This window comes from Cellvibrio japonicus Ueda107 (genome assembly GCF_000019225.1).
Classification (GTDB): domain Bacteria; phylum Pseudomonadota; class Gammaproteobacteria; order Pseudomonadales; family Cellvibrionaceae; genus Cellvibrio; species Cellvibrio japonicus.
In genome coordinates this window covers 4313947-4335467 of record NC_010995.1, presented here as the reverse complement: position 1 = coordinate 4335467, position 21521 = coordinate 4313947, and the positions used below count along the sequence as shown (strand labels likewise).

The 21521-nt window shown below is 55.6% G+C and carries 22 protein-coding genes; 14 read left to right on the top strand and 8 right to left on the bottom strand.

The genetic code is table 11. The annotated features are described in order from the left end of the window. Positions 1 to 80 precede the first annotated feature (80 nt). The 3 genes from CJA_RS17490 to prlC form a co-directional block, all read right to left on the bottom strand. The gene (locus CJA_RS17490; RefSeq protein WP_012489202.1) at positions 81 to 3125 is read right to left on the bottom strand and encodes a TonB-dependent receptor; all 3045 of its coding nucleotides are present in this window, start codon (positions 3123 to 3125) and stop codon (positions 81 to 83) included. Between the two features lie 579 nt (positions 3126 to 3704). Then, positions 3705 to 3950, bottom strand: a complete 246-nt coding sequence (locus tag CJA_RS17485; RefSeq protein WP_012489201.1) for a YheV family putative zinc ribbon protein — start codon at positions 3948 to 3950, stop codon at positions 3705 to 3707. Next, the gene (gene prlC, locus CJA_RS17480) at positions 3950 to 6007 is read right to left on the bottom strand and encodes an oligopeptidase A (RefSeq protein WP_041552674.1); all 2058 of its coding nucleotides are present in this window, start codon (positions 6005 to 6007) and stop codon (positions 3950 to 3952) included. The genes CJA_RS17485 and prlC overlap by 1 nt, the downstream gene beginning before the upstream one ends. Before the next feature lie 102 nt (positions 6008 to 6109). Here prlC and CJA_RS17475 point away from each other — a divergent pair, with 102 nt between their 5' ends. From CJA_RS17475 to CJA_RS17425, 11 genes are all read left to right on the top strand, one after another. Further along, positions 6110 to 6664 (top strand): gamma carbonic anhydrase family protein, encoded by a 555-nt coding sequence (locus CJA_RS17475; RefSeq protein ID WP_041551772.1) that lies wholly within the window; start codon positions 6110 to 6112, stop codon positions 6662 to 6664. Between the two features lie 15 nt (positions 6665 to 6679). Continuing rightward, positions 6680 to 8545, top strand: coding sequence for a diguanylate cyclase domain-containing protein (locus CJA_RS17470; protein ID WP_158304083.1), 1866 nt, complete (start codon positions 6680 to 6682; stop codon positions 8543 to 8545). Further along, complete coding sequence (locus CJA_RS17465) at positions 8538 to 9221, top strand: fumarylacetoacetate hydrolase family protein (RefSeq protein WP_012489197.1); 684 nt, start codon at positions 8538 to 8540, stop codon at positions 9219 to 9221. Before CJA_RS17470 ends, CJA_RS17465 begins: the two co-directional genes overlap by 8 nt. Before the next feature lie 35 nt (positions 9222 to 9256). Beyond that, positions 9257 to 9829: a hypothetical protein gene (locus tag CJA_RS17460; protein WP_012489196.1), complete on the top strand. Its 573-nt coding sequence runs from the start codon at positions 9257 to 9259 to the stop codon at positions 9827 to 9829. A gap of 102 nt (positions 9830 to 9931) precedes the next feature. Further along, positions 9932 to 10975 (top strand): extracellular solute-binding protein, encoded by a 1044-nt coding sequence (locus CJA_RS17455; protein ID WP_012489195.1) that lies wholly within the window; start codon positions 9932 to 9934, stop codon positions 10973 to 10975. 10 nt (positions 10976 to 10985) lie between these two features. Then, positions 10986 to 12653 carry an ABC transporter permease gene (locus CJA_RS17450; RefSeq protein WP_148208926.1) on the top strand — a complete coding sequence of 556 codons (1668 nt, stop codon included), beginning with the start codon at positions 10986 to 10988 and terminating at the stop codon, positions 12651 to 12653. 15 nt (positions 12654 to 12668) lie between these two features. Further along, a complete protein-coding gene (locus tag CJA_RS17445) occupies positions 12669 to 13733 on the top strand; it encodes an ABC transporter ATP-binding protein (protein ID WP_012489193.1) in 1065 nt (354 codons plus the stop codon). A 116-nt stretch (positions 13734 to 13849) separates the two neighbouring features. Beyond that, on the top strand, positions 13850 to 14521 hold the full coding sequence (locus tag CJA_RS17440; protein ID WP_049765492.1) for a TetR/AcrR family transcriptional regulator: 672 nt from the start codon (positions 13850 to 13852) through the stop codon (positions 14519 to 14521). A gap of 6 nt (positions 14522 to 14527) precedes the next feature. After that, complete coding sequence (locus tag CJA_RS17435) at positions 14528 to 15484, top strand: HlyD family secretion protein (protein WP_012489191.1); 957 nt, start codon at positions 14528 to 14530, stop codon at positions 15482 to 15484. Further along, positions 15481 to 16425 carry an ABC transporter ATP-binding protein gene (locus CJA_RS17430; RefSeq protein ID WP_012489190.1) on the top strand — a complete coding sequence of 315 codons (945 nt, stop codon included), beginning with the start codon at positions 15481 to 15483 and terminating at the stop codon, positions 16423 to 16425. Before CJA_RS17435 ends, CJA_RS17430 begins: the two co-directional genes overlap by 4 nt. Next, positions 16409 to 17524, top strand: coding sequence for an ABC transporter permease (locus CJA_RS17425; protein WP_012489189.1), 1116 nt, complete (start codon positions 16409 to 16411; stop codon positions 17522 to 17524). The genes CJA_RS17430 and CJA_RS17425 overlap by 17 nt, the downstream gene beginning before the upstream one ends. A 44-nt stretch (positions 17525 to 17568) precedes the next feature. On the opposite strand, the gene CJA_RS17420 is transcribed toward CJA_RS17425, so the two are convergent. The 5 genes from CJA_RS17420 to CJA_RS17400 all read right to left on the bottom strand — a co-directional run bounded on the left by CJA_RS17420 (position 17569) and on the right by CJA_RS17400 (position 19719). After that, positions 17569 to 17826 (bottom strand): hypothetical protein, encoded by a 258-nt coding sequence (locus CJA_RS17420; protein ID WP_041551769.1) that lies wholly within the window; start codon positions 17824 to 17826, stop codon positions 17569 to 17571. Positions 17827 to 17892: 66 nt separating this feature from the next. Next, positions 17893 to 18210, bottom strand: coding sequence for a HigA family addiction module antitoxin (locus tag CJA_RS17415; protein ID WP_012489188.1), 318 nt, complete (start codon positions 18208 to 18210; stop codon positions 17893 to 17895). Positions 18211 to 18219: 9 nt separating this feature from the next. Then, positions 18220 to 18513, bottom strand: a complete 294-nt coding sequence (locus tag CJA_RS17410; RefSeq protein WP_012489187.1) for a type II toxin-antitoxin system RelE/ParE family toxin — start codon at positions 18511 to 18513, stop codon at positions 18220 to 18222. A gap of 26 nt (positions 18514 to 18539) precedes the next feature. Further along, on the bottom strand, positions 18540 to 19232 hold the full coding sequence (locus CJA_RS17405) for a pirin family protein (RefSeq protein WP_012489186.1): 693 nt from the start codon (positions 19230 to 19232) through the stop codon (positions 18540 to 18542). 55 nt (positions 19233 to 19287) lie between these two features. After that, positions 19288 to 19719 (bottom strand): DoxX family protein, encoded by a 432-nt coding sequence (locus CJA_RS17400; protein ID WP_012489185.1) that lies wholly within the window; start codon positions 19717 to 19719, stop codon positions 19288 to 19290. Positions 19720 to 19891: 172 nt separating this feature from the next. Between CJA_RS17400 and CJA_RS17395 the strand changes: the two genes are divergently transcribed. The 3 genes from CJA_RS17395 to vapC all read left to right on the top strand — a co-directional run bounded on the left by CJA_RS17395 (position 19892) and on the right by vapC (position 21490). Next, a complete protein-coding gene (locus tag CJA_RS17395; RefSeq protein WP_012489184.1) occupies positions 19892 to 20785 on the top strand; it encodes a LysR family transcriptional regulator in 894 nt (297 codons plus the stop codon). 70 nt (positions 20786 to 20855) lie between these two features. After that, positions 20856 to 21089, top strand: coding sequence for a type II toxin-antitoxin system VapB family antitoxin (vapB, locus tag CJA_RS17390; protein ID WP_012489183.1), 234 nt, complete (start codon positions 20856 to 20858; stop codon positions 21087 to 21089). Then, the gene (gene vapC, locus CJA_RS17385) at positions 21089 to 21490 is read left to right on the top strand and encodes a type II toxin-antitoxin system tRNA(fMet)-specific endonuclease VapC (protein ID WP_041551765.1); all 402 of its coding nucleotides are present in this window, start codon (positions 21089 to 21091) and stop codon (positions 21488 to 21490) included. The genes vapB and vapC overlap by 1 nt, the downstream gene beginning before the upstream one ends. The last annotated feature ends 31 nt before the right edge of the window (positions 21491 to 21521 follow it).

Genomic DNA, 21521 nt, shown 5'->3' with positions numbered 1-21521 from the left:
TAAGGGCAGATAAAAAAGCCGCTGGCAGACAGCGGCTTTCTTGTTCCATGCAGCTTTTTATTCCATACAACCTGGCTTGCTTAGAACTTGTAACGCATACCCAGAGCATAGCGTGCACCCAGGTCATCGGCATAGCGAAGCATCCGGGAGTTGCGGTTGTGCTCACGACTATCTTCACCGGTTATATTAATACCTTCGGCTGAAATAGTCAGGTTATCAGTGAGAGCATAACTGACACTTAAATCGATTTGTGAATAGGCCTCTACGTAGCGTGGGTTACGTGAAGAGCCCTGGTTGGTTTCAGTGAGGAACTTATCGCGCCAGTTGTAAGCCAGGCGCGCTTCGATGCCGTGGTTTTCATACATCAATACCAGGTTGGCGGTATCACTCAGACCGGTTAGCGCGAATTGGGCCTCTTCCGGTGAGCCGGTGTTGTTGAACTTCACATCCCCGCGGACGAGGGTGTAGTTGGCCAGTACACCGAAGCCTGTGTCACCGAAGAAATGCTGTACGGCAAATTCGGCACCGTAGATTTTTGCCTCTTTATCGTTAACAGGGGTGCTGGTCAGGAATTCAGATTCCGGATCATCACCATTGGGCGCAATATCCCAGCCATTGGTTTCACCCAATAGCAACAGTTGTTCGCCTGTGCCTTCAAATACCCCGTTGGGGAATATCAGGTCGCCATTGCCATTGGTCGCATTCAGTGCTTCCGGATGCGCCTGCAGTACCATCATGGCATAGAGATTGGTATCGTCGGTTTGTAATCCCAGATCCCTCAATTCGGCTACCGCTGCCTGTACGCGTTGGCTGCTCGCTGAAGACTGGTCCCTAATACCATAGAAGCTTCTCAGCTCCTGGCCCTGGCCAATAAAATTGATAACGCGTTTTTCAAAGAAACCGACAGACGCATAGCTTGAGTCGTCGAAGTAATATTCTATTGAAAGGTCAAAGTTATTGGATTCAAGTGGCAGAAGCCCCGGGTTTCCGGAGGTTGCTGTTGGCAAATAGCCATTGAAGGTCGAGCCCGTCATATCAAATTCGCTGGGTGCGAAGCTCATATCACCGAAGTCGGCACGGGCAATCGTTTTGCTGAAGGCAGCGCGTGCGACCAGGTTCTCGGTCAAATCCATTTTCAGATCAAGGCTGGGCAGCAAATGGTCGTAACTTGCTTTTTCGCCTGCTGATATGGTGGTGTTGGTATAGACCGTTGAGAAATCGTTATTGTTTTCCCAGAGCATATACGCTACCGGTGTTACAACGCTGGAGGAGGTGACATCCGTCGTTTCGTAACGAAGCCCTGTTAATACGCTGATGGGGAACTGGCCGATTTCGCCATCAAAACCTACCTGCAGGTAGAACGCCTGTGTTTTTTCCTCGATGTAATCGTCCGACGCATTGGCATCTGCCACACACAAACAGCTATCGGGATAGAGTGTATTGGAGATGCGCGTCAGTTCAACTGCGTCACCGCGGAAACCGATGGCGGGGCTATTGCCGACATTAAAATCGTCAAACATGCTGTGGACATTAATCCGCTCCAGCACACCCATACCGGCGAACTCACCGGGATTGGCAATACCCCAGTTGCCCAGTGCCTGGTTTACTTCTGCCGTTTGGTAAGCTTTCATTTCCATATCGCGCGCTTCAATACCAAAATCAAAGCGTGCTCCATCGGCTTGATAGGCTCCATCCAGTTTGATCTGGGTAATGTCGTTAACTGAGCCTGCACCGCGAACGCGCAAAATGGATGAACCGACATTGTCTTCGGTAATGTTGTTATCCGGAACCGTAGTGACAAATCCATAAGTGGGAATGGAGCGCGAGAAGTCCAGCGTTTTTCCGCTCACGGTAGGCGAACCAAGGCCTATGGCAACTTCACCGGACTTGCCGGGACCGGTAGGCAAGCTTTCCAGGGATGAGTCGTGGGCGTCGAATACTAATTTAAATTCATCGCTGATTTGTACATCCAGGTTGATACCGACGGATTTCAGGGTATTGCTTTGCGAGCGGAATTGCTGCTCGTAACCAATATCAACGGTTCCGCTATAGGCTTCCGTGATGCTAAGTGGTGTGGCAATTTCAGAGTCATCAAAAACAACGGCGGCAATATTGGAGCCATTCTGGATCCAGTTTGTGACTTCCCCGCGGTGCTCGGTGAGGTCTGTGTCAGCGTAGGTGTAATCAACGGTGGCGGTGATATTTTCAGCCGGGCGATACTGGAAGGTTAACTGGCCATTTAAGCGCTCGCGCTCGAAATCCGAAAAGGCATAGCGGAAATCATTGGGGCGCGCATAGAGTTGGCCCGCTTCCGGTGCATTGACGAAAACACTTTCCGGTGCGGTGTCATACAAAAAGTCCTGTCCCCAAACACCGATGTTCCAGTTGTTAACCGTCACACCGGCGGAACCGGAATTGCGCTCTTGTGAACTCAGCGCCAGTGATGCACCAAAGACATCGTTATCATCCGACCAGCTTATCAATCCGGATACTTCCGGCGTGATGTCATCGCCTGCGACATTGGTGGTATCGTGCAGGGCCTTGGCACCGATGCTGGCGTTAAACCCGGGGTTGTCGAGGGGCCGTGCAGTTTTAACATTGATGGTTGCGCCTATGCCGCCCGTGGCAATATTGGCTTTACTGGTTTTATAGACTTCGACGCCGGCAATGTTGTCGGATGCCAGGTTGGCAAAGTTAAACGCGCGGCTGCCGCCCGAGCGAGTGGTGCCATCTGCGCCGCTTCCGCCCGCATAGGTAGTGCCCGTTGGCATGGTGCGCCCGTTGAGGGTAATCATGTTATTTTCGGGACCGAAACCGCGCACGGTCACTTCAGAACCTTCACCGTTTTGGCGGCTGATAGAAACACCGGTAATACGCTGCAGCGATTCTGCCAGGTTGGTATCGGGGAATTTACCGATGTCTTCCGAGTTGATGGAATCTACAACACCGGCAGACTCGCGCTTAACATCCATCGCCCGATCAAGCGAGGCGCGAATACCGGTTACCATGACCTCTTCAACACTGTCATTGCTTTGGGCGAGAACACCGCTGCTTAGCCCGGTCAGCGCAGCGGATGCGATGACAGTGGCTAAAATATTTTTTTTGAAGCTTGTTGTTTTATACATGAAGCTCTCCTTCGTGGGATTCGTTATCGTCTGGATTATTTCCATTTACCACTACAAGTCCGGTGCCGATTGAGCCGAGATCACCAGCGTTCCGGACAGGATCATCTTGTTGCCAAGATAGATTCGCGGGGGTGAGCTGATACCCCCAACCACCTCGGGATGAGGTGTATGAAATTGTGTTTTTGTATTAGCGTTTTTCTATAAAAATATTGCTGCTGATAACCAGTTCGGACAGCGCTGTCATTTTTTCAGGGATGAAAAAGCCCTGTTTGCCCTTGTTATGTGATGTATTTCGTATACTAGTATCATATGTGCAAAATGACTACAAGTATGCAAGAGGGTGGGAGGTTCAATTTGTGGCGCAAAAAGTTGCAATGGTAAAAAATTCAAACAGGGAAATTGTTTTATCGATGAAATATATAATTTAGTTATTATTAATATTATTAGTTTTGCGCATTGAGATAATGCCTGATGCGGTGTTGTCTCCACATTCATTAAATGCCTGTGGAGACCAGTTTGTGCAGATAAATAAGATTAATTGCGAATGGTACGGGTAAAATGCTGTGGTGCAAAGCCACATTATTCCGCTTTGGTAAACGGCAGTATTGTTACCACTTGCAGCGCATTTTTTTCTGCTTCGGTTTGGTTAACGCGCGTTTCCAATTCTCGCTGTGCGGGCTTAAAGCGCATCTCATCCTTGTAGCCGCAGGCGACACACTCGCGGAAGTCCTTGCCGTCTTCGCTGTAGACCACCAGCTTGTCCATTTCCGAGCAGCGCGGACATACGGCGCCCGCGATAAAGCGGCGTTTGTTGCTGTAGGCCATCAGGCAGCCTCCTCCTGGATACCGCTGTGACGCAGCAGGGCGTCTATGTGCGGTTCGCGGCCGCGGAAGTTTTTAAAGAGTTCCATGGGCGCTTTACTGCCACCTTGCTGCAGGATTTCGGTGAGGAAACTTTCACCGGTCGTGCGATTGAAAATTCCCTCTTCCTCGAAGCGCGAATAGGCATCGGCAGAGAGCACCTCGGCCCATTTGTAGCTGTAATAACCGGCGGCGTAACCACCGGCAAAAATATGGCTAAAACTGTTTTCAAAACGGTTAAAGGCAGGCGGCACAATAACGGCTACTTGTGCGCGCACATCATTCAACACTTGCTGCGCGGTTTGAGGCGTGTGCGGGTTGTATTCTGCATGTAAGCGGAAATCGAACAGGGAGAATTCCAGCTGGCGAATCATCTGCAAACCGGATTGGAAGTTTTTCGCGGCCAGCATTTTATCCAGCAGTGCTTGTGGCAGCGGTTCGCCGGTTTGGTAGTGGCCGGAAATAAGTGGAATGGCCTCCGGTTCCCAGCACCAGTTCTCCATAAATTGGCTGGGCAGTTCCACCGCATCCCAGGCGACGCCATTAATACCGCTGACCGCCGCCACATCAATTTGCGTCAGCATATGGTGCAGACCGTGGCCAAATTCGTGGAACAGCGTAGTGACTTCATCGTGGGTGAGCAGCGAAGGCGTGTCTCCCACCGGAGGAGTGAAGTTGCAGGTTAAAAAGGCGACGGGTAATTGCACCGCGCTGCCCGTATTGCGGCGCACGCGGCAGTCGGCCATCCAGGCGCCGCCTTTTTTCTTGTCGCGTGCGAACAGGTCCAGATAAAAGCTGGCAATGGTTTCACCGTCTTTATGGATGTTGTAAAAGCGCAGATCCGGGTGATAACTATCGAATTCGCTGTTTTGTTTGACCTCAATCCCAAACAGGCGCTGCACCACGGTAAACATTCCCGCGATCACTGTTTCGGCGGGAAAATAGGGGCGCAATTCTTCTTGCGATACCGCGTACTTGGCCACGCGCAATTTTTCGCTGTAATAGGTGGTATCCCAGGCTTGCAGGTCAGTGCAGCCCTGGCTGGCGGCGAAAGCTTTGAGTTCAGCGTAATCGCGCTCGGCGAAGGGTTTGGATTTGCTCGCCAACTCGTTGAGGAATTGCAGCACCTGGGCGGGTGACTCGGCCATTTTGCTGGCGAGGGAGCGCTCGGCATAGTTGTTGAAACCGAGCAGTTGTGCCAGTTCGTGGCGCAGTGCCAGGGTTTCGCTGATGATGGCGGTGTTGTCAAATTCCGCCGCGGATGAGCCGTCCGCTTTTTTGCCTTCGGCCGAGGCGCGGGTGACATAGGCGCGGTAAATTTCCTCGCGCAGGGCGCGGTTGTCGGCGTACATAATCACGGCGTAGTAGGACGGAAAGTCCAGGGTGACGACGTAGCCTTGCAGGTCTTTCTGTGCAGCGGCCTGGGCGGCCTGGGCGAGTGCCGATTCCGGCAGCCCCGCGAGTGCGTCGGCATTATCAAAATGCTTGTACCAGGCTTGGGTGGCATCGAGCAGGTTATTGGAAAACCGGGTCGATAATTCCGACAGGCGCTTCTGGATCTCACCGTAGCGTTTTTGGTCGGCATCGTTCAGGGCGACGCCACCCAGGCGAAAATCGCGCAGGGCGTTGTCGATGGTTTGTTTTTGCGCCTGGGTCAGGTGGGCGTATGCGGTGCTGTCAGCCAGTTGCTGGTAGGCGCGGTACAGGGCCTGGTTCTGGCTGAATTCGGTGCTGTAGTCAGTCAGCAGGCCAATACAGGTGTTATAGGCCTGGCGCAGGGCTTCGCTATTGGCGACGGAGTTGAGGTGGCTCACGGGCGCCCAGGCCTGGTCGAGTTTATCGCCCTGGGCTTCGAGGGGGGCAACCAGGGTTTCCCAGGTGGGGTTCTTGAGCTCAGCCAAGAGTTGCTGCAACTGGCTGCGCCCTTCGTCGATGAGCTGGCGGATGGCCGGCTCTATGTGCTCGGGTTGGATCTGGCTGAAAGGGGGCAACACATGGGCGTGCAACAGCGGGTTGGTCATAGCGAAAAGCTCCGGGAAAAAGCGGCGGGGTTTGCGTATCATACACCGCTGGTTTGCGTAGATGTTTACCGGGCTCCTGGTGAGCCTTCGAGAGGTTTTTGTATGAGCGCGATTCGTCCTTTTCAAGGCCATATCCCCAGCCTGGGGGAAAATGTTTTTGTCGACCCGGCAGCGGTAGTGATTGGCGATGTCAGTATCGGGGACGATTCCTCCGTGTGGCCCTGTGTGGTGATTCGCGGCGATATGCATCGCATTCGCATAGGCGCGCGCACCAGTGTGCAGGATGGTTCGGTGCTGCATATCACCCACGCCAGTGATTACAACCCCGCTGGCCATCCGCTCACCATCGGCGACGAGGTGACTGTGGGGCATTCGGTGTGCCTGCATGGCTGTACCATCGGCAACCGGGTGTTGATCGGTATCGGCTCCACCGTGCTGGACGGTGCTGTGGTGGAGGACGAGGTGGTGATTGGTGCCGGTTCCCTGGTGCCGCCGGGCAAGCGCCTGGAGTCCGGTTTCCTGTACATGGGGTCGCCGGTCAAGCAGGTGCGCCCGCTGAAGGAGGGTGAGCGGCATTTTTTCCGCTATTCCGCCACTAACTACGTCAAGCTCAAGGATGCTTACCTGGCGGGAAACCGCCCCAATGATGTCGATTAAATGCGCCGGATTTTTATGGTTGGTAAGGTTGTTGCCATGTTGAGGGGCGGGAAAATTGCTGCCTTGTTCCTGTCGCTGGCATTGTCCGCTGCCGCCGAGTCCCTGCCGGACAGTGTCGCCACCGATGTTGCCGATACCAATCCGCGCACTTGGTATGTGGTGCAGGATCACAGCTGGGCACCCCTGGCGTTTCGCGACCGCCACGGCGAACCCCAGGGCCTGATTGTCGATCTGTGGAAGTTGATCGGGACTAAAACCGGTCGCCCGGTTCAGTTTGAACTGCTCGATTGGCAGCACACCCTGCACAGGGTCAAAGGTTCCCGGGAGGCGATCCACGGCGGCCTGCTGGAATCGCCCGAGCGTCGCGCCTATCTCGATTTTTCCAACCCCTTGTTCCAGTTGCGCACGGCCCTTTTTGTTAACGCCAGGAGCCTGCGTCAGGTGTTGGAGCCTGCCGATCTGACCCAGCCTATCGGCATCACTGCCGGTGGCTTTGAAGAGGAATTCATGCGCAAGCATCACCCGGCATTGGCGCTGCGCTTATACAACAACAATCGGGCCCTGGTGGAAGCGGCGGTACGCGGTGACGTGGATGCGTTTGTGGCAGATTACCCGGTTGGCATGTTCTATCTGGACAGGTTTACCACTCCCGACCAGTTCCGTGTCTTATCTGTGCTTTATTCGCGCCCCATCCACGCGGCAGTGGCGCGCGGCAATAGCGCGTCGCTGGATGAGATTAACCGGGCCCTGAACGATATCAGCCCCGAGGAGATGACCCGCCTGACCCAGAAGTGGATCAGCCACCGCGAGGTGGAGACATTACCCCCCTGGCTATTGGCCCTGGTGGTTGCCAGTGTATTGCTCATGGGCGTGAGCTTCCTGCTCTATCACAATGCCGTACTCAACCGGCGCCTGGCGGCCCAAGCCGCTGAGATCCGTGCGCAGGAGCAACAGGTCACCCTGCTAACGGACAATATGACCGACTGGGTGTGGATGGTGAATGAGCAGCAGGCATACACCTACATCAGTCCTTCGGTTAAAAAATTGATTGGCTATGAGGCCGGGGAATTGGTGGGGCGCGATATGGGCTGTGTCCTGCACCCCAGCGATCGCGAGCGGGCCTATGCGCAGCTGGCCCACATACTGGCGGCCGCCCGGCGCGGCGAATTCCATGGCTACCGGGATTCCATCACCCGCTTTGGCCTGGCCCACAAGGATGGGCACCTGGTGTGGGTGGAAGCAGCTGTGCGTATGTTCTTCACACCGACGGGAGAGTTCTCCGGCGCCCAGGGCAGCTCGCGCGATATCAGCGAGCGCAAGCAGGCGGAGGATGCCATTCGCCAGTTGGCGCTGAACGATCAACTGACCCAGTTGCCCAATCGCCGGTTGCTATACGATCGCCTGCAACAAATATGTGCCGGCTGTGCCCGGCAGCACCAGCACTGTGCCATTTTGTTTATCGATATGGACAACTTTCGCTATATCAACGACAACTATGGCCATGACGATGGCGACCTGCTGTTGCAGCAAATAGCCTTGCGCCTGGCGTCGGGCGTGCGCGAGAGCGATACCCTGGCGCGCTTTAACGGCGATGAGTTTGTGGTGGTGTCCGAGCACTTGAGCCAGGATGTGGAGACAGCGCGCCAGCAGGCGCTGATGATTGGCCTAAAATTACTCGATCTGTTCGAGCGCGAATTTTACCTGCGCGACCAGCCCTGCAAGGTCACCGCCAGTATCGGCATAGTGCTGTTCAACGACGACAGCAAAGCGGTCAACAGCCTGCTTAAATATGCAGATACCGCCATGCACCAGGCCAAGGTCAATGGCCGCAACCGCTGTGTGATCAGCGATCAACACCACCCGGGGAGCCTCAATGCCTGACTTCCATTACGCCCTGCCCCTGCTCACCCCCGCTGGCGGGCAATTCGCGGTCAACAAAATCATCTGTATTGGTCGCAACTACGCCGAGCATGCGCGCGAAATGGGCCATGACCCCGAGCGCGAACCGCCGTTTTTCTTTTTCAAACCCCAGAGTGCCCTGCTGCAAAATGGCGAGGATTTTGTCTACCCGCATTTTTCGCAGCAGGTTGAACACGAAGTGGAGCTGGTGGTGGCTATCGGGGGCAATGGCTATCAATTGAGTCCGGAGCAGGCGGGAACCCTGGTAGAGGGCTACGCGCTGGGCCTGGATATGACCTGCCGCGACCTGCAGCAGCAGGCCAAGCAACAGGGGCGCCCCTGGGAGCTGGCCAAGGGTTTTGACGGCTCGGCGCCCTGTACCGGCATATGGCCGGGCAGCCTGGCGGACCTGGTCAAACTGGGTGAGATGCAGTTGATGCGCAATGGCGTGGTGGTACAGCGCGGCCGCTGGCGCGATATGGTCTGGCCGGTGGCAGAGTTGATTGCCCAGGTTTCGCAGTATGTGAAATTGCAGCGCGGGGATTTGATATTTACCGGTACCCCGGCGGGTGTTGGACCTGTATTACCGGGCGATGAATTGCAGGCGAGCATCGAGGGCTTTCCCGTCACCCTGGACCTGGTTGTGCGTCGCCCCTGAACGGGCTTTGGTGTTGTCTTTCAAGGAGCTGTGCTATGAAATCCTTTGTGCAATTAATGGTGTTGTCGATCCTTGTGGGGATCATGGGGTGTGCGCCAGTGCGCGATTCGGCGGTGCCCGTAGGCGCGGAACAACTGCTAGTAAACGGCCCTCCGGATTGGCAGCGCTACATTGGCCAGTATCCGCGCAGCGCGGACTTGGGACAGCAACCCTATGGAACGCCATTGCTCCTGATGCCTGCCATCCAGACCGCCATGGCCCGGGCCTTTGCGCCGGAGATTCTGGCAGAAATCGCCTCCCTGACGGTCGAAACCCCCATTGAGAGCCTCGACAGCGACTACCTCCATGTACACCTGTGCGAAGCCCATAACTGTCCCCATGCCGTGGATTTGCTCATCGATGTCACCAATCTGCGCATGACCCTGTTGGTACATCAGGTTATGGTCGATCCCCCCAGCAAGGCTACCAGTTGCTATAGCAACCAGGTCAGCCGTTTGGGTGAGCTGGCGGACGGGGTCAAAACCCAGCTTCGCCAGCGTTTGTTTGATATTCCGGAAGCGGCAGACTGGTTCGACGACGTGGCGTGCTACCCTCAACCGTTGCGTTAGTTGCGCCTTGGAATACGACAATAGGTGATAAGGTTTCTCAATTGGTTTTGACAGGTGTCAATGCTAGACTCCCCGGCCATTACGCCATTCTGGAGATCGCCTATGTCGCTTTTATCTTCCTGGTCCCCTGCGTTGCGCGGGCTGATTACCCTGGTTGTCCTGGGGCTCAGTAGCCTGTGCGGCGCTGTCCCAACTGCCGGTGAACTCAATCTCTACACCACCCGGGAACCGGCATTGATCGATCCGCTGCTCAAGGCCTTTGGTGAGCGCACCGGAGTAAAGGTCAATACGGTGTTCCTGAAGGATGGCCTGGCTGAGCGTGTGGCCAGCGAAGGTCGTCGCTCCCCGGCTGATGTGCTTATGGCTGTGGATTTTGGCAACCTGACAGACCTGGTAGACAAAGGCGTTACCCAATCCATCAAGTCCCCCGTTCTGGAGCAAACCATAGCCGCCCCCCTGCGCGATGCCGGCGGACACTGGTTTGCGCTTTCCCTGCGTGCCCGTACCCTCTATGTCGCCCGGGAGCTGGATGCGAAAGCGGTCACTTATGACGAGCTGGCCGATGCCAAGTGGAAGGGCAAGGTATGTATCCGCTCCGGCCAGCACCCCTATAACACCGCCCTTATCGCCCATATGATTGCCAAACAGGGTGAGGCCAGGGCAGAGCAGTGGTTGCGTGGCCTGAAGGCCAATCTGGCGCAGAAACCCGGTGGCGGTGATCGCGATGTGGCGCGCGATATTCTTGGCGGCATCTGCGATATTGGCCTGGCCAACAGCTACTACCTGGGGTTAATGCGCAGCGGTGCAGGTGGCCCCGATCAGCAAAAATGGGGTGAGGGTATTCATGCCCTGCTGCCCGTATTTGCCGGTGGCGGCACCCATGTGAATGTGTCCGGTGCGGCGGTGGCCAAGTACGCCCCCAATAAAGCCAATGCCATCAAGCTGTTGGAATTTCTGGTGTCCGACGAGGCACAAGCCATTTACGCCGAAGCCAATTACGAATACCCGGTTAACGGCAAGGCCAGGCTCAACCCGATTATTGCTGCCCTGGGGGCGTTGACGGTGGATGAAGTGCCCCTGGCCGAGATTTCCAAACACCGCAAGGCCGCCAGCCTGCTAGTGGATAAAGTGGGTTTTGACCTCTGAGGCTTACTCCTTGAGAGGGGCGGTGTACGCGCGACTCACCACTGCGTCGATCGGTTGGTGGCTGGCGAGCCTGCTGCCGGCATGCCTGGTACTGTTGCCGGTACTCAGCCTGGTTGGTTATGCCCTTGAGGGCTCGGGCGAGCTCTGGCCACATCTGCGCGCCTATGTGCTGCCCCAGGCACTCAGTCAAACCCTGGGGTTGTTAGTGGGCGTCGGGTGCCTGGTGATTGTGCTGGGAACCGGCAGCGCCTGGTTGGTAACCGCTTACCAATTCCCCGGGCGGCGCCTGCTCAGCTGGGCGTTATTGTTGCCCCTGGCGGTACCCAGCTACATAGTCGCTTACGTCTACCTGGATATCCTCCATCCCATAGGTCCGCTGCAAACCGGTCTGCGCGAATTACTGGGATACTCAAGCCCGCGTGAATTCCGTTTACCGGATATCCGCTCCCTGGGGGGCTGTATTCTGCTGTTGGGGCTGGTGCTCTATCCCTATGTGTACCTGCCGGCCCGCGCCCTGTTTTTAATGCAGGCGGCCGGTGTGCTGGATGCTGCCCGGACCCTGGGGGCCGGGCCGGGGCGCAGCTTCTTCCATATAGCGCTGCCACTGGTGCGCCCGGCCGTCGCGGTGGGGGCCAGCCTGGCGTTGATGGAAGCCATTAATGACATAGGCGCTGCCGAGTTACTGGGGGTGCGCACCCTGACAGTCTCGGTATATGCCACCTGGGTAAACCGCTCCAGCTTGCCGGGGGCGGCGCAAATCGCCCTGTTTATGCTGGTACTGGTGGTGAGCCTGATGGTGTTGGAGCGCTGGGTGCGCCGCCACCGGCAATACGCCGCCAGCGCGCGGCAAAGCCGCCACCTTACCGCGCATCCGGTGCGCGGTGCGGGCTGGTTGCTGGTCGCCGCCGCCTGGTTGCTGGTAGGGTTGGGGTTTGTGTTGCCTGCAACCCATTTGCTGCTCTCCAGTGTGGAGCGCATCAGCGCCATGGGGGTGGATGCCAGTCTGTTGGACAAAACCGTGAATACCCTGCTATTTGCTGCCATTGCCACCCTGATTGCCGCTGTGATCGCCTTCGTGTTGGCTTACAGCCTTCGCCTGGCGCGCGCTAACCCGGCTATGGGCTTGCTGGTGCGCATTGCCGGCCTGGGCTACGCGATTCCCGGTACCGTATTGGCCATTGGGCTGCTGGGTCCCCTGGGGTGGTTTGATGATTGGCTGGATAACCGCAGCCAGGCATTGCTGGGGGTTTCTGCAGGGCTGGCCCTCTCGGGTACCGGCGCCGCCCTGGTCTATGCCTATGTGGCCCGTTTTTTGGCCATAGGTGCTGGCAGCCTGGAGGCGGGATTCCACAAAATTCCCCTGTCCCTCGACGATGCCGCCCGCTCTTTAGGCCGCGGTGAACTGGCGCGTGCGCGCCTGATCCATTGGCCCTTATCGCGCCCGGCACTGACTGCGGCCATGTTGCTGATTTTTGTCGATTGCATGAAGGAACTGCCCGCTACCCTGCTGTTGCGCCCATTGAATGTCGACACCCTGGCCACCCATCTGTATGGCGAGGCCTCGCGCGGCAGTTACGAAAGCGGTGCCATCGCGGCGCTGTTGATTGTGTTGGCGGGGGTTCTGCCCATTATTCTGCTGTCGCGCTATGGTAGTGGCGCTCAGGCACAGCCCGGTTGAGGACTGGATCATCCCATGGTTATAGAGACATCCCCCCTGCTGCGCATTAACGGACTGGCCCATCGCTTTGGCCACCAACAGGTATTGCGCCAGGTGGACTTGCAACTGGGGGCAGGTGAAATGCTCTGCCTGGCTGGGCCTTCGGGGTGTGGCAAAAGCACATTGTTGCGCCTGATCGCCGGGTTGGAGACGGTGCAACAGGGCAGCATTTGCCTGGGCGATCACACCATCGCCAGTGCGGAGTGCCAGGTGCCGCCGGAAAAACGCGGTATAGGCATGGTATTCCAGGACTTTGCCCTCTTTCCCCACCTGAGCCTGCTGGACAATGTCAGCTTCGGCCTGTCGCATTTACCCAAGGCCGAACGCCCGGTTCGCGCTGCACAGATGCTGGAGCGGGTGGGCCTGGCCGCACGCGCCCGGGATCTGCCCCAGGTGCTGTCCGGCGGCCAGCAGCAGCGCATTGCCCTAGCGCGCGCCCTGGCACCACAGCCGCGCCTGCTGTTGCTGGATGAGCCTTTCTCCAACCTGGATGTGCGCCTGCGTCACCGTCTGCGTGCCGATACCCTGCACCTGCTCAAGGCCAGCGGTATCAGCAGCATTATGGTCACCCACGACCCGGAGGAAGCCATGTTTATGGCCGATCGCATCGCCCTGATGAATGCCGGTGACATTGTCCAGGTTGGCACGCCGGCGGAGATCTACCAGCAGCCCATTACCCCCTTTGCGGCGGAATTCTTTGGTGATATCAACCGCTTGCCGGCACAGGTGAGCAATGCACAGGTGGCTACCCCATTTGGCCCCCTGGCGGCGGCCTTTCTGCCGGAGGCAGCCAGTGCCCAGGTGTTGATTCGCCCGGAGGCCATCCAGTTGGCAGAGCCCCACAGCCCCGGTGCTGTTGCCCTGGTGGTGGATGAAGTCCATATGCTGGGTGCCACCAGTGTGGTGGATATCCAGCTCGGTTGGCAGGGTGAAAACCGGCGCCTGCAAATGCAATTACCCAGCCATCAGTTGCCGGTACTCATGGCCAGGCCCTGGGTACAGTTGGGCGAACAGGGTGTGTTTGTGTTCGCGCCCGAATAACCGGCTGCTATAAATTCTCCAATCCGGCCAGATTTGCTGAATTAATTCAGTGTGCGTCTGCCGCTCGCCTGACTATGATTTATCCATCTGGATAATTCATCTTTTCTCCATTGCCTATGCCAGCGAATCGCGGAAGACCCAAAGCCCCGGACAGCGACACCCATGCGGCGCGGGTGCGCCTGCTGATGGCCGCGCGCCAGTTATTTGTAAAATGCGGTTACGCCAAGGTTTCCACCCGTCAAATTGCCGAGGCTGCCGGCCTGAATGCAGGCATGATCCGTTACTACTTCGGCGATAAGGCTGGCCTGTTTGAAGCCACATTGCGCGAGACCCTCGCTCCCATAATTGAGGAACTCAGCCGTCGTGCCCGTGCGCCCCAGGCACAGGATATAGCGGCGGTGATCGGTATGTATTACCAGGTGATGGGCCCCAATCCCGATTTACCCAAGCTGGTGTTTCGCTCCCTGCACGATCCCGGCTCGCCTGAGCATCGTATCGTCAGTCGGGTATTGGGTAGTTTTGTCGATCAGGCCGTACAAAGTTTTCATGTATTACTGAACAACCCGGGTGTATTGCGTGATGGTATTGTCACCAACCAGGCACTGCTATCCACCATAGCGCTTGCGGTATTCCCTTTCCTGGCGCCGTCCATCATGCTCAATAAATTGGCTATCTCGCTCAATCCTGAATTCCTCACGCAGTTTGCGCAACACAATGGCACCTTACTCAGTGGCGGCATGTTGCAAGCGCCTTATACAACCCTCGACCCTACAACCTCGACCCGGTAAATCAACATGAAGACTCAACGGATATGGCACATGCTGGTACTGCTCGGTTTGCTGACCAGCCTTGCCGCCTGCCAGAAAATGGAAGATCGCTCCGCCTACGGAACCCTGGAGCGCGATCGCCTTACGCTGTTGGCCACCGACAGCGAAATTATCGTGCAACAGGCCGTGAGCAAGGGCAGTGCAGTACAGCGGGGCGATTTATTGTTGCAGTTGGATACCACTCGCCAACAGGCGCGAGTTGCACAGGCACAGGCGGAAGTAGGGCGTTTGCGCGCGGCGCTCCTGCAATACCAAAATGGCTCGCGCGAAGAACAAGTTGCCAGCGCGCGTGCGCGGGTAAGCGGTGCTCAAACCCATTTTAATGAAGCGGAAAAACAATGGGTACGTATCAAACAATTGCGCAGCCAATCCCTGGTGGCGGCAGCAGATCTCGACCAGGCGCAGTTGGAGCGCGATCTGGCCAATGCGCAGCTCACCGATTACCAGCAGCAATTGCGCGAACTGGAAACCGGCACGCGGGTGGAGACCATCGCGCAGGCACAGGCGGCTGTGCAGAGTGCCGAGGCGGCCTTGGCGCAGGAGCAAAAACACCTGGAAGATTTGAGCATTCGCGCCACGCGCGATGGTGTGCTGGAAGATTTTCCCTGGCAACTGGGCGAGCGTGTCCCCGCCGGTGCCGTAGCTGCCATTATGGTGGCCGATACCCAGCCCTACGCGCGCCTGTTTATTCCCGAGCCTTCACTAGCCCATTATAAAGTGGGAGATACTGTAAAAATTCTGGTGGACGGTCGTGCACAACCGCTGCAAGGCCGCATTCGCCTGATTAGCCAGCAGGCCAGTTTCACCCCGCATTTTGCCCTGTACCAAACCGAGCGCACGCGGTTGATGTATGTGAGCGAAGTATTGCTCGATAACGCCAGTGATTTACCCACCGGTATCCCCCTGCAGATGCCACTGCCATGAATAACACTACGGCGAATGACCTGGCGATCCAGGTAAGAAAACTCTCGCGCCGCTTTGGTGACTTTTTTGCAGTGCACGAATTGGACTTGGAAGTGCCACGCGGTTGCATCTATGGCTTTCTTGGACCAAACGGCTGTGGTAAATCCACCTCGATTCGCATGCTCACCGGGTTGCTCACCCCGACCAGTGGTGATGTAAGTGTACTGGGATGTGAATTGCCGCGCGACGCCGAAAAACTGCGCCAGCATATTGGCTATATGACGCAAAAATTTTCCCTCTACGAAAACCTGACCGTGCGTGAAAACCTGGATTTTGTTGCGCGCATCTACGGCATTATCCATGACACCGCTAAAGCGCGCATTGCCGAAGCGCTGGATCTTTACCACTTGCTGGACAAGCAGCGTGTGATGGCCGGTTCGTTAAGCGGCGGACAAAAACAGCGCCTGGCACTGGCTGCCGCTACCTTGCATCGCCCGCAATTGTTATTCCTTGACGAGCCCACCTCGGCGGTAGACCCGGAAAACCGGCGTGAATTCTGGGAGCGGCTATTCGATCTGTGCGATGCCGGTACAACCATCCTGGTATCCACCCACTATATGGACGAAGCTGAGCGCTGCCACCGTATCGCTATCCTTGAAACCGGTGAAAAGCGCGCCGATGGCAGCCCGGAAGAATTGATGGCTCGCATGAATGCCGAGGTGGTTGAAATTAGCGGCGAGCAATTGCGCGAACTGCGCCGGCAATTACTCGACGAAGATTTTGTTTTATCGGCAGCACAGCTGGGCTCACGCCTGCGGGTGTTGTTAAAAAAGTCGCGTACATATAGCGATGCTGAACTGCGCCAGTTATTTGGCGAACAGCGCCGTTACGAAAAAGTGCGACCCAGTTTGGAGGATGTCTTTGTTGCCAACACAGGAGTGGCTTATGCGCAGCGCCAGTAGAATCAGTGCGATTTTATTCAAGGAATTTAAACAGCTGGCGCGCGACCGTATCACTTTCGCCATGATCATGATGATCCCGCTTGTACAGTTGTTGTTATTTGGCTACGCCATTAACACCGATGTGCGTCATGTGCCAGCGGCGTTGGTGGATCATAGTAACTCCAGCCTGGCGCGGCAGATGGTGCAAGACCTGCGCGCCAGCCAGGTAGTTGATTTCCAGCAGGTGTTTATGTCCTTGGAAGAGGCGGAACACGCCATTACCCAAGGCGACATCAGCGCGGTCTTGTATATTCCGCCGGATTTCAACCGCCGCGTAAATGAGTTGAGCCTGGTGGAAAATCCGCGCCCGGTGGCACAGTGGCTCACCGATGCCTCTGACCCCATGCTCAGCAATGCCATAGGTGCATTGCAACACTGGCCGATAGGTATACGCGGTGTGCAAGTATCGGTACTGCCCTCGTCGACATTTGAAATCGTCAACTATTTCAACCCGGAAAAGCGCAGCGCTGTCAATATAGTGCCGGGATTGATTGCTGTGATACTCACCATGACCATGATCCTGTTTACCTCGGCGGCCATAGTGCGCGAGCGCGAACAGGGTAATATGGAGTTTTTAATTACCACGCCGATTCGCCCGCTGGAATTAATGATCGGTAAAATCCTGCCTTATATCCTGGTGGGGTTTTTCCAGGTGGGCCTTATCCTGGGATTGGGGCGATTATTTTTTGCGGTACCCTTGCCCGCCGATATTGTTTCGCTGTTGATAATTACGTTTTTATTTATTGTATCCAGCCTGACGCTGGGCCTGCTGATTTCCACCCGCGCCCAAACGCAGTTGCAGGCGATGCAGATGACGGTCTTTATCCTGCTGCCTTCGATTCTGCTATCCGGCTTTATGTTTCCCTTTGCCGCCATGCCCAAGCCAGCGCAGTGGCTTGCCGAAATCCTGCCCGCTACCCACTATGTGCGCATGATCCGCGGTGTAGTCCTGCGCGATGCCCACTGGACAGATTTAACCCCGGATGTGCTGGCACTGTTGGTGTTTAGTGTCATCGGCATGACAGCGGCAACACTGCGTTTTAAAAAGCGGCTGGATTAAACGGATTATTGTTATATGACGTTGGTAGGTTGGATATTGCTGCCTTAACCACGCCAGTAGCGTTTGCGCTCATCATTTGTTAATGGCGTTAATGTTCCAACCTTGGCAAAAACCATATAACACACCAGGTTTCCAACAATAGGTAACAACCAGAGAGGCAGTATTAGCTGACGTTTAAATGCAGTAGACAATGACTTTATTTTGCAAACTTTAAGCGTCAGTAAGGTTGCGGGTACTAACCAAAGTATCAGTGCTGCTGCAACCAGTAGATAAATATAAAAAGGCACGAATGTTATTTCCATTGCGAGAAATGTACTTCATTCACTATGAGGCTAAATCCTGAAAAATATCCTGTTTGTTTTTTTACGTTAAGCGATCTCTCGAAAATGCTGGTAATCCTTGATTTTGGTGAGTTCGGTTTTTTCAGCCTGCTGTGCTTTGTAAAGATCCCAACGCACTTGCAAGTTCAGCCAAAAATCAGCCGATACACCAAAGAAGCGCCCCAAGCGCAAGGCCGTGCTGGGGGTTACCCCTCTTTTTTTATTAACCAATTCGTTCACCCTTTGATAGGGTACATGAATGGCATCAGCCAATTCCCGCTGGGTGATATTCATAGGCAGCAGGAATTCTTCAGCCAGCATTTCCCCTGGGTGAGTAGGTTCTCTGTTGATAGGTATGCGGACCATAGTAAACCTCTAGTGATAATTGGTAATTTCTACCTTGTCGGGACCTGTGTCTGTCCAGGTGAAGCAGAGCCTGAATTGATCATTGATGCGAATGCTGTGCTGTCCTTTGCGGTTTGCGGAAAGCTGCTCTAGTCGATTTCCGGGTGGAATTTTAAGTTCATCGAGGGCGATGACAGAATCCAGTTGATCCAGCTTCCTGCGTGCCACTGGCCATATGGCTTGCGGGCATGCTGTCCGGGCTGCCTTGGTGGATTTGCCATTGAATATGTCTTCCGTGGCTATGTCTTTGAAGGAGAGAATCATGGAAACACGGTAGCACGGATATCATGCTACGGCAAATCAAACACCAAAGCCTTAACGGCTTCCCCCTTGGCGGCTAAGACCAGCGCGCTGATATCGGCAAGCTTTGCACCATCACCGGGGCGCAGGGTGGTGCCTTCGATGTCCAGCTCGCCATCGACCAGGTGCACATAGTATTTGCGCGCTTTGCTGGCGGTGAGTTGCGCCCGGGTGTTGGGTTCCAGCAGCAGTTGATACAGGCGCGCATCCTGCTTGATCACCAAACTGCCCTCGGCACCGTCAGGGCTTACTACCAGGGTAAGGCCTGGGCTGCGACCAAAATCTTTTTGCTGGTAGCCAGGTTGTTGTCCGTACACATTGGGCTGGATCCAGATCTGCAAAAAATGCAGCGGTGTTGCACGCGAGGGGTTGAACTCGCTGTGGCGAATACCGCTGCCGGCACTCATCAACTGGAACTCACCCGGAGGCAGGGTGGCGATATTGCCTTCGCTATCCTTGTGGGCAATTTCCCCCTCCAACACATAGCTGATAATTTCCATGTCGCTGTGACCGTGGGTGGCAAAGCCGGCTTCAGGGGCAACGCGGTCATCGTTAATTACACGCAGTGCCGAAAAGCCCATATGTGCCGGGTCGTAATAGGAGCCAAAGGAAAAACTGTGGTGGCTGTCGAGCCAGCCGAAGTTGGCATGGCCCCGTTCCTGGCTGTGACGAATACTGATCATAACTACCTCCAGTGGTGGGGGCGGGCCCCATTGCCCGCCATGTTTTCACACGTGCCTATTTTGTGATGACGCGGTCCAGGCTGGCGCGCCCGCCACCGGAAATGGCGAGGGATACCGCACCGGCGAGCAGCGCCAGGCCAAATTCATAACCGTTGTTGCTCATAAACAGGCCATTGCCGATATGTACCGAGAAGATAGCAACCACCATAGTGATGGCGAGTACCGCCGCGGCCGGACGGGTGAGCAGGCCAATAATCAGGGCAACACCGCCGAAGAACTCCGCCGAGCCAGCGAAGAAGGCCATCAATACACCTGGTTCAAGGCCGATAGACGCCATCCACTGTCCGGTGCCTTGCAGGCCATAGCCGCCAAACCAGCCGAAAAGTTTCTGCGCACCATGGGCGGCGAAGATGATGCCCAGTGGCAGGCGCAGGGCCAGGGCGGAAAAGCTGTTGTTGGTACTGAGGACACGGTTAATCAGGCTCATGATGATTGCTCCAAAAAATTTGAAAGGACTTGAACATTGAAAAGGGTTTTTGTGTGAACGTTGGTGCTGAGCACCTCACTTGCAGTCTAGATTAGGCTTGTTCCCATGGATAAAAAAGCGGAAGATTTTGAGTTGTATATTCAAATTTCTTGAACATTGAGGGGGCATGACTATGCACCACGCCATTACCCTGGAAGCCCTGCGGGTGTTGGATATGATCGATAAAAAAGGCAGTTTTGGTGCCGCGGCCGAGGCGCTGTTTAAGGTGCCCTCTGCCCTGTCTTATACGGTGCAAAAGCTGGAATCCGACCTGGGCATCAATTTGTTTGATCGCAGCAAGCAAAAGGCCCGGCTCACCGCTGCCGGGCGCCTGTTGCTGGAACAGGGGCGCCAGTTGTTACAGGCGGCGACGGCTATTGAAGAATCGGTACAGCAACTGGAATCCGGTTGGGAAACCCAGCTGCGTATCGCCAAAGATACCGTCCTGCCGTTAGCGCCCCTGCTGCTGCAGATCAACGCGTTTAACCAGTTGGATAAGCGTGTGGCCATTAGCATTAGCGAGGAAGTGCTGGGCGGCACCTGGGATGCGCTGGTAGCTGAGCGCTGCGACCTGGCGCTGGGCGCCAGCGGTGAACTGCCCAAGGGCATTTTTGAATATCGCCAATTGGGGGTAGTGGAATTTGTGTTCGCCGTAGCGCCCAACCATCCCCTGTGTTTACACCAGGGGCCGGTAGATGCCGCAGCCATCCGGGCCTTTCCCACCATCGTCATTGCTGACTCTTCCGTAAGTACACCGGGTCGCTCCTCAGGATTATTGGAAAGTCGCCAGGTGATCCGGGTGGCCAATACCCAGGCCAAAATCCAGGCCCAGGTCATGGGCGTCGGCGTGGGCTTTTTGCCCAAACATCTGGTGGCGGATGAACTGCACAACGGCAGCCTGATCGCCCTGGACTGCAGCGTACCGCGCCCGCCTATACCCCTGTACTTGGCCTGGCGCAAGGGCAATAACGGCAAGGCGCTACGGTGGTTTGTGGAGGCTTGTGCGGCGACAGCTTGGCTGGATTAGTGGGATATTGTGCTATATACTTATGCTATATATTAATTGAGCGGGTGCAGGTAATACGGGAGATATGGTCATGGCAACAGGTTCGGTATTTGTAAATAACCGCACTCAAGCAGTGCGTTTGCCTGCGGAGGTGCGTTTTCCTGATGAGGTGAAGAAAGTACATGTGCGGGTAATGGGGCCAGATCGTATCCTGTCTCCTGCTGATAAAACCTGGGATAGTTTTTTCCTCGGTGGTGAGTCTGTCAGTGATGATTTTATGACGGAGCGAGCCAGCCAGGAGCAATCTGAGCGGGAAGCTTTTTGATGCTGAAATATATGCTGGATACCAATATCGTTATCTACGTCATTAAACGTCGTCCAATTGAAGCACTGGAAACATTTAATCGCCATGCCGGTCAGCTTTGTATCAGCAGTATCACCCTGGCGGAATTACTGCACGGTGCGGAAAAAAGTGCGAAGCCTGAACATAATCTCCACCAGGTTGAAGAGTTTGTATCGCGCTTGCAGGTATTGGATTACGGCAATAAAGCGGCAGCCCATTACGGGGATATTCGTGCACAGCTGGAACGTCAAGGTACTCCCATAGGCGTTAACGATTTACATATCGCTGGTCATGCACGCAGTGAAGGCTTGGTGTTGGTAACCAATAACCTGCGCGAGTTTGAACGAGTGGCTGCATTACGCCTGGAAAATTGGCTGGGCTGAATATTAATTTTATTGATAGGTTTCAACGAAT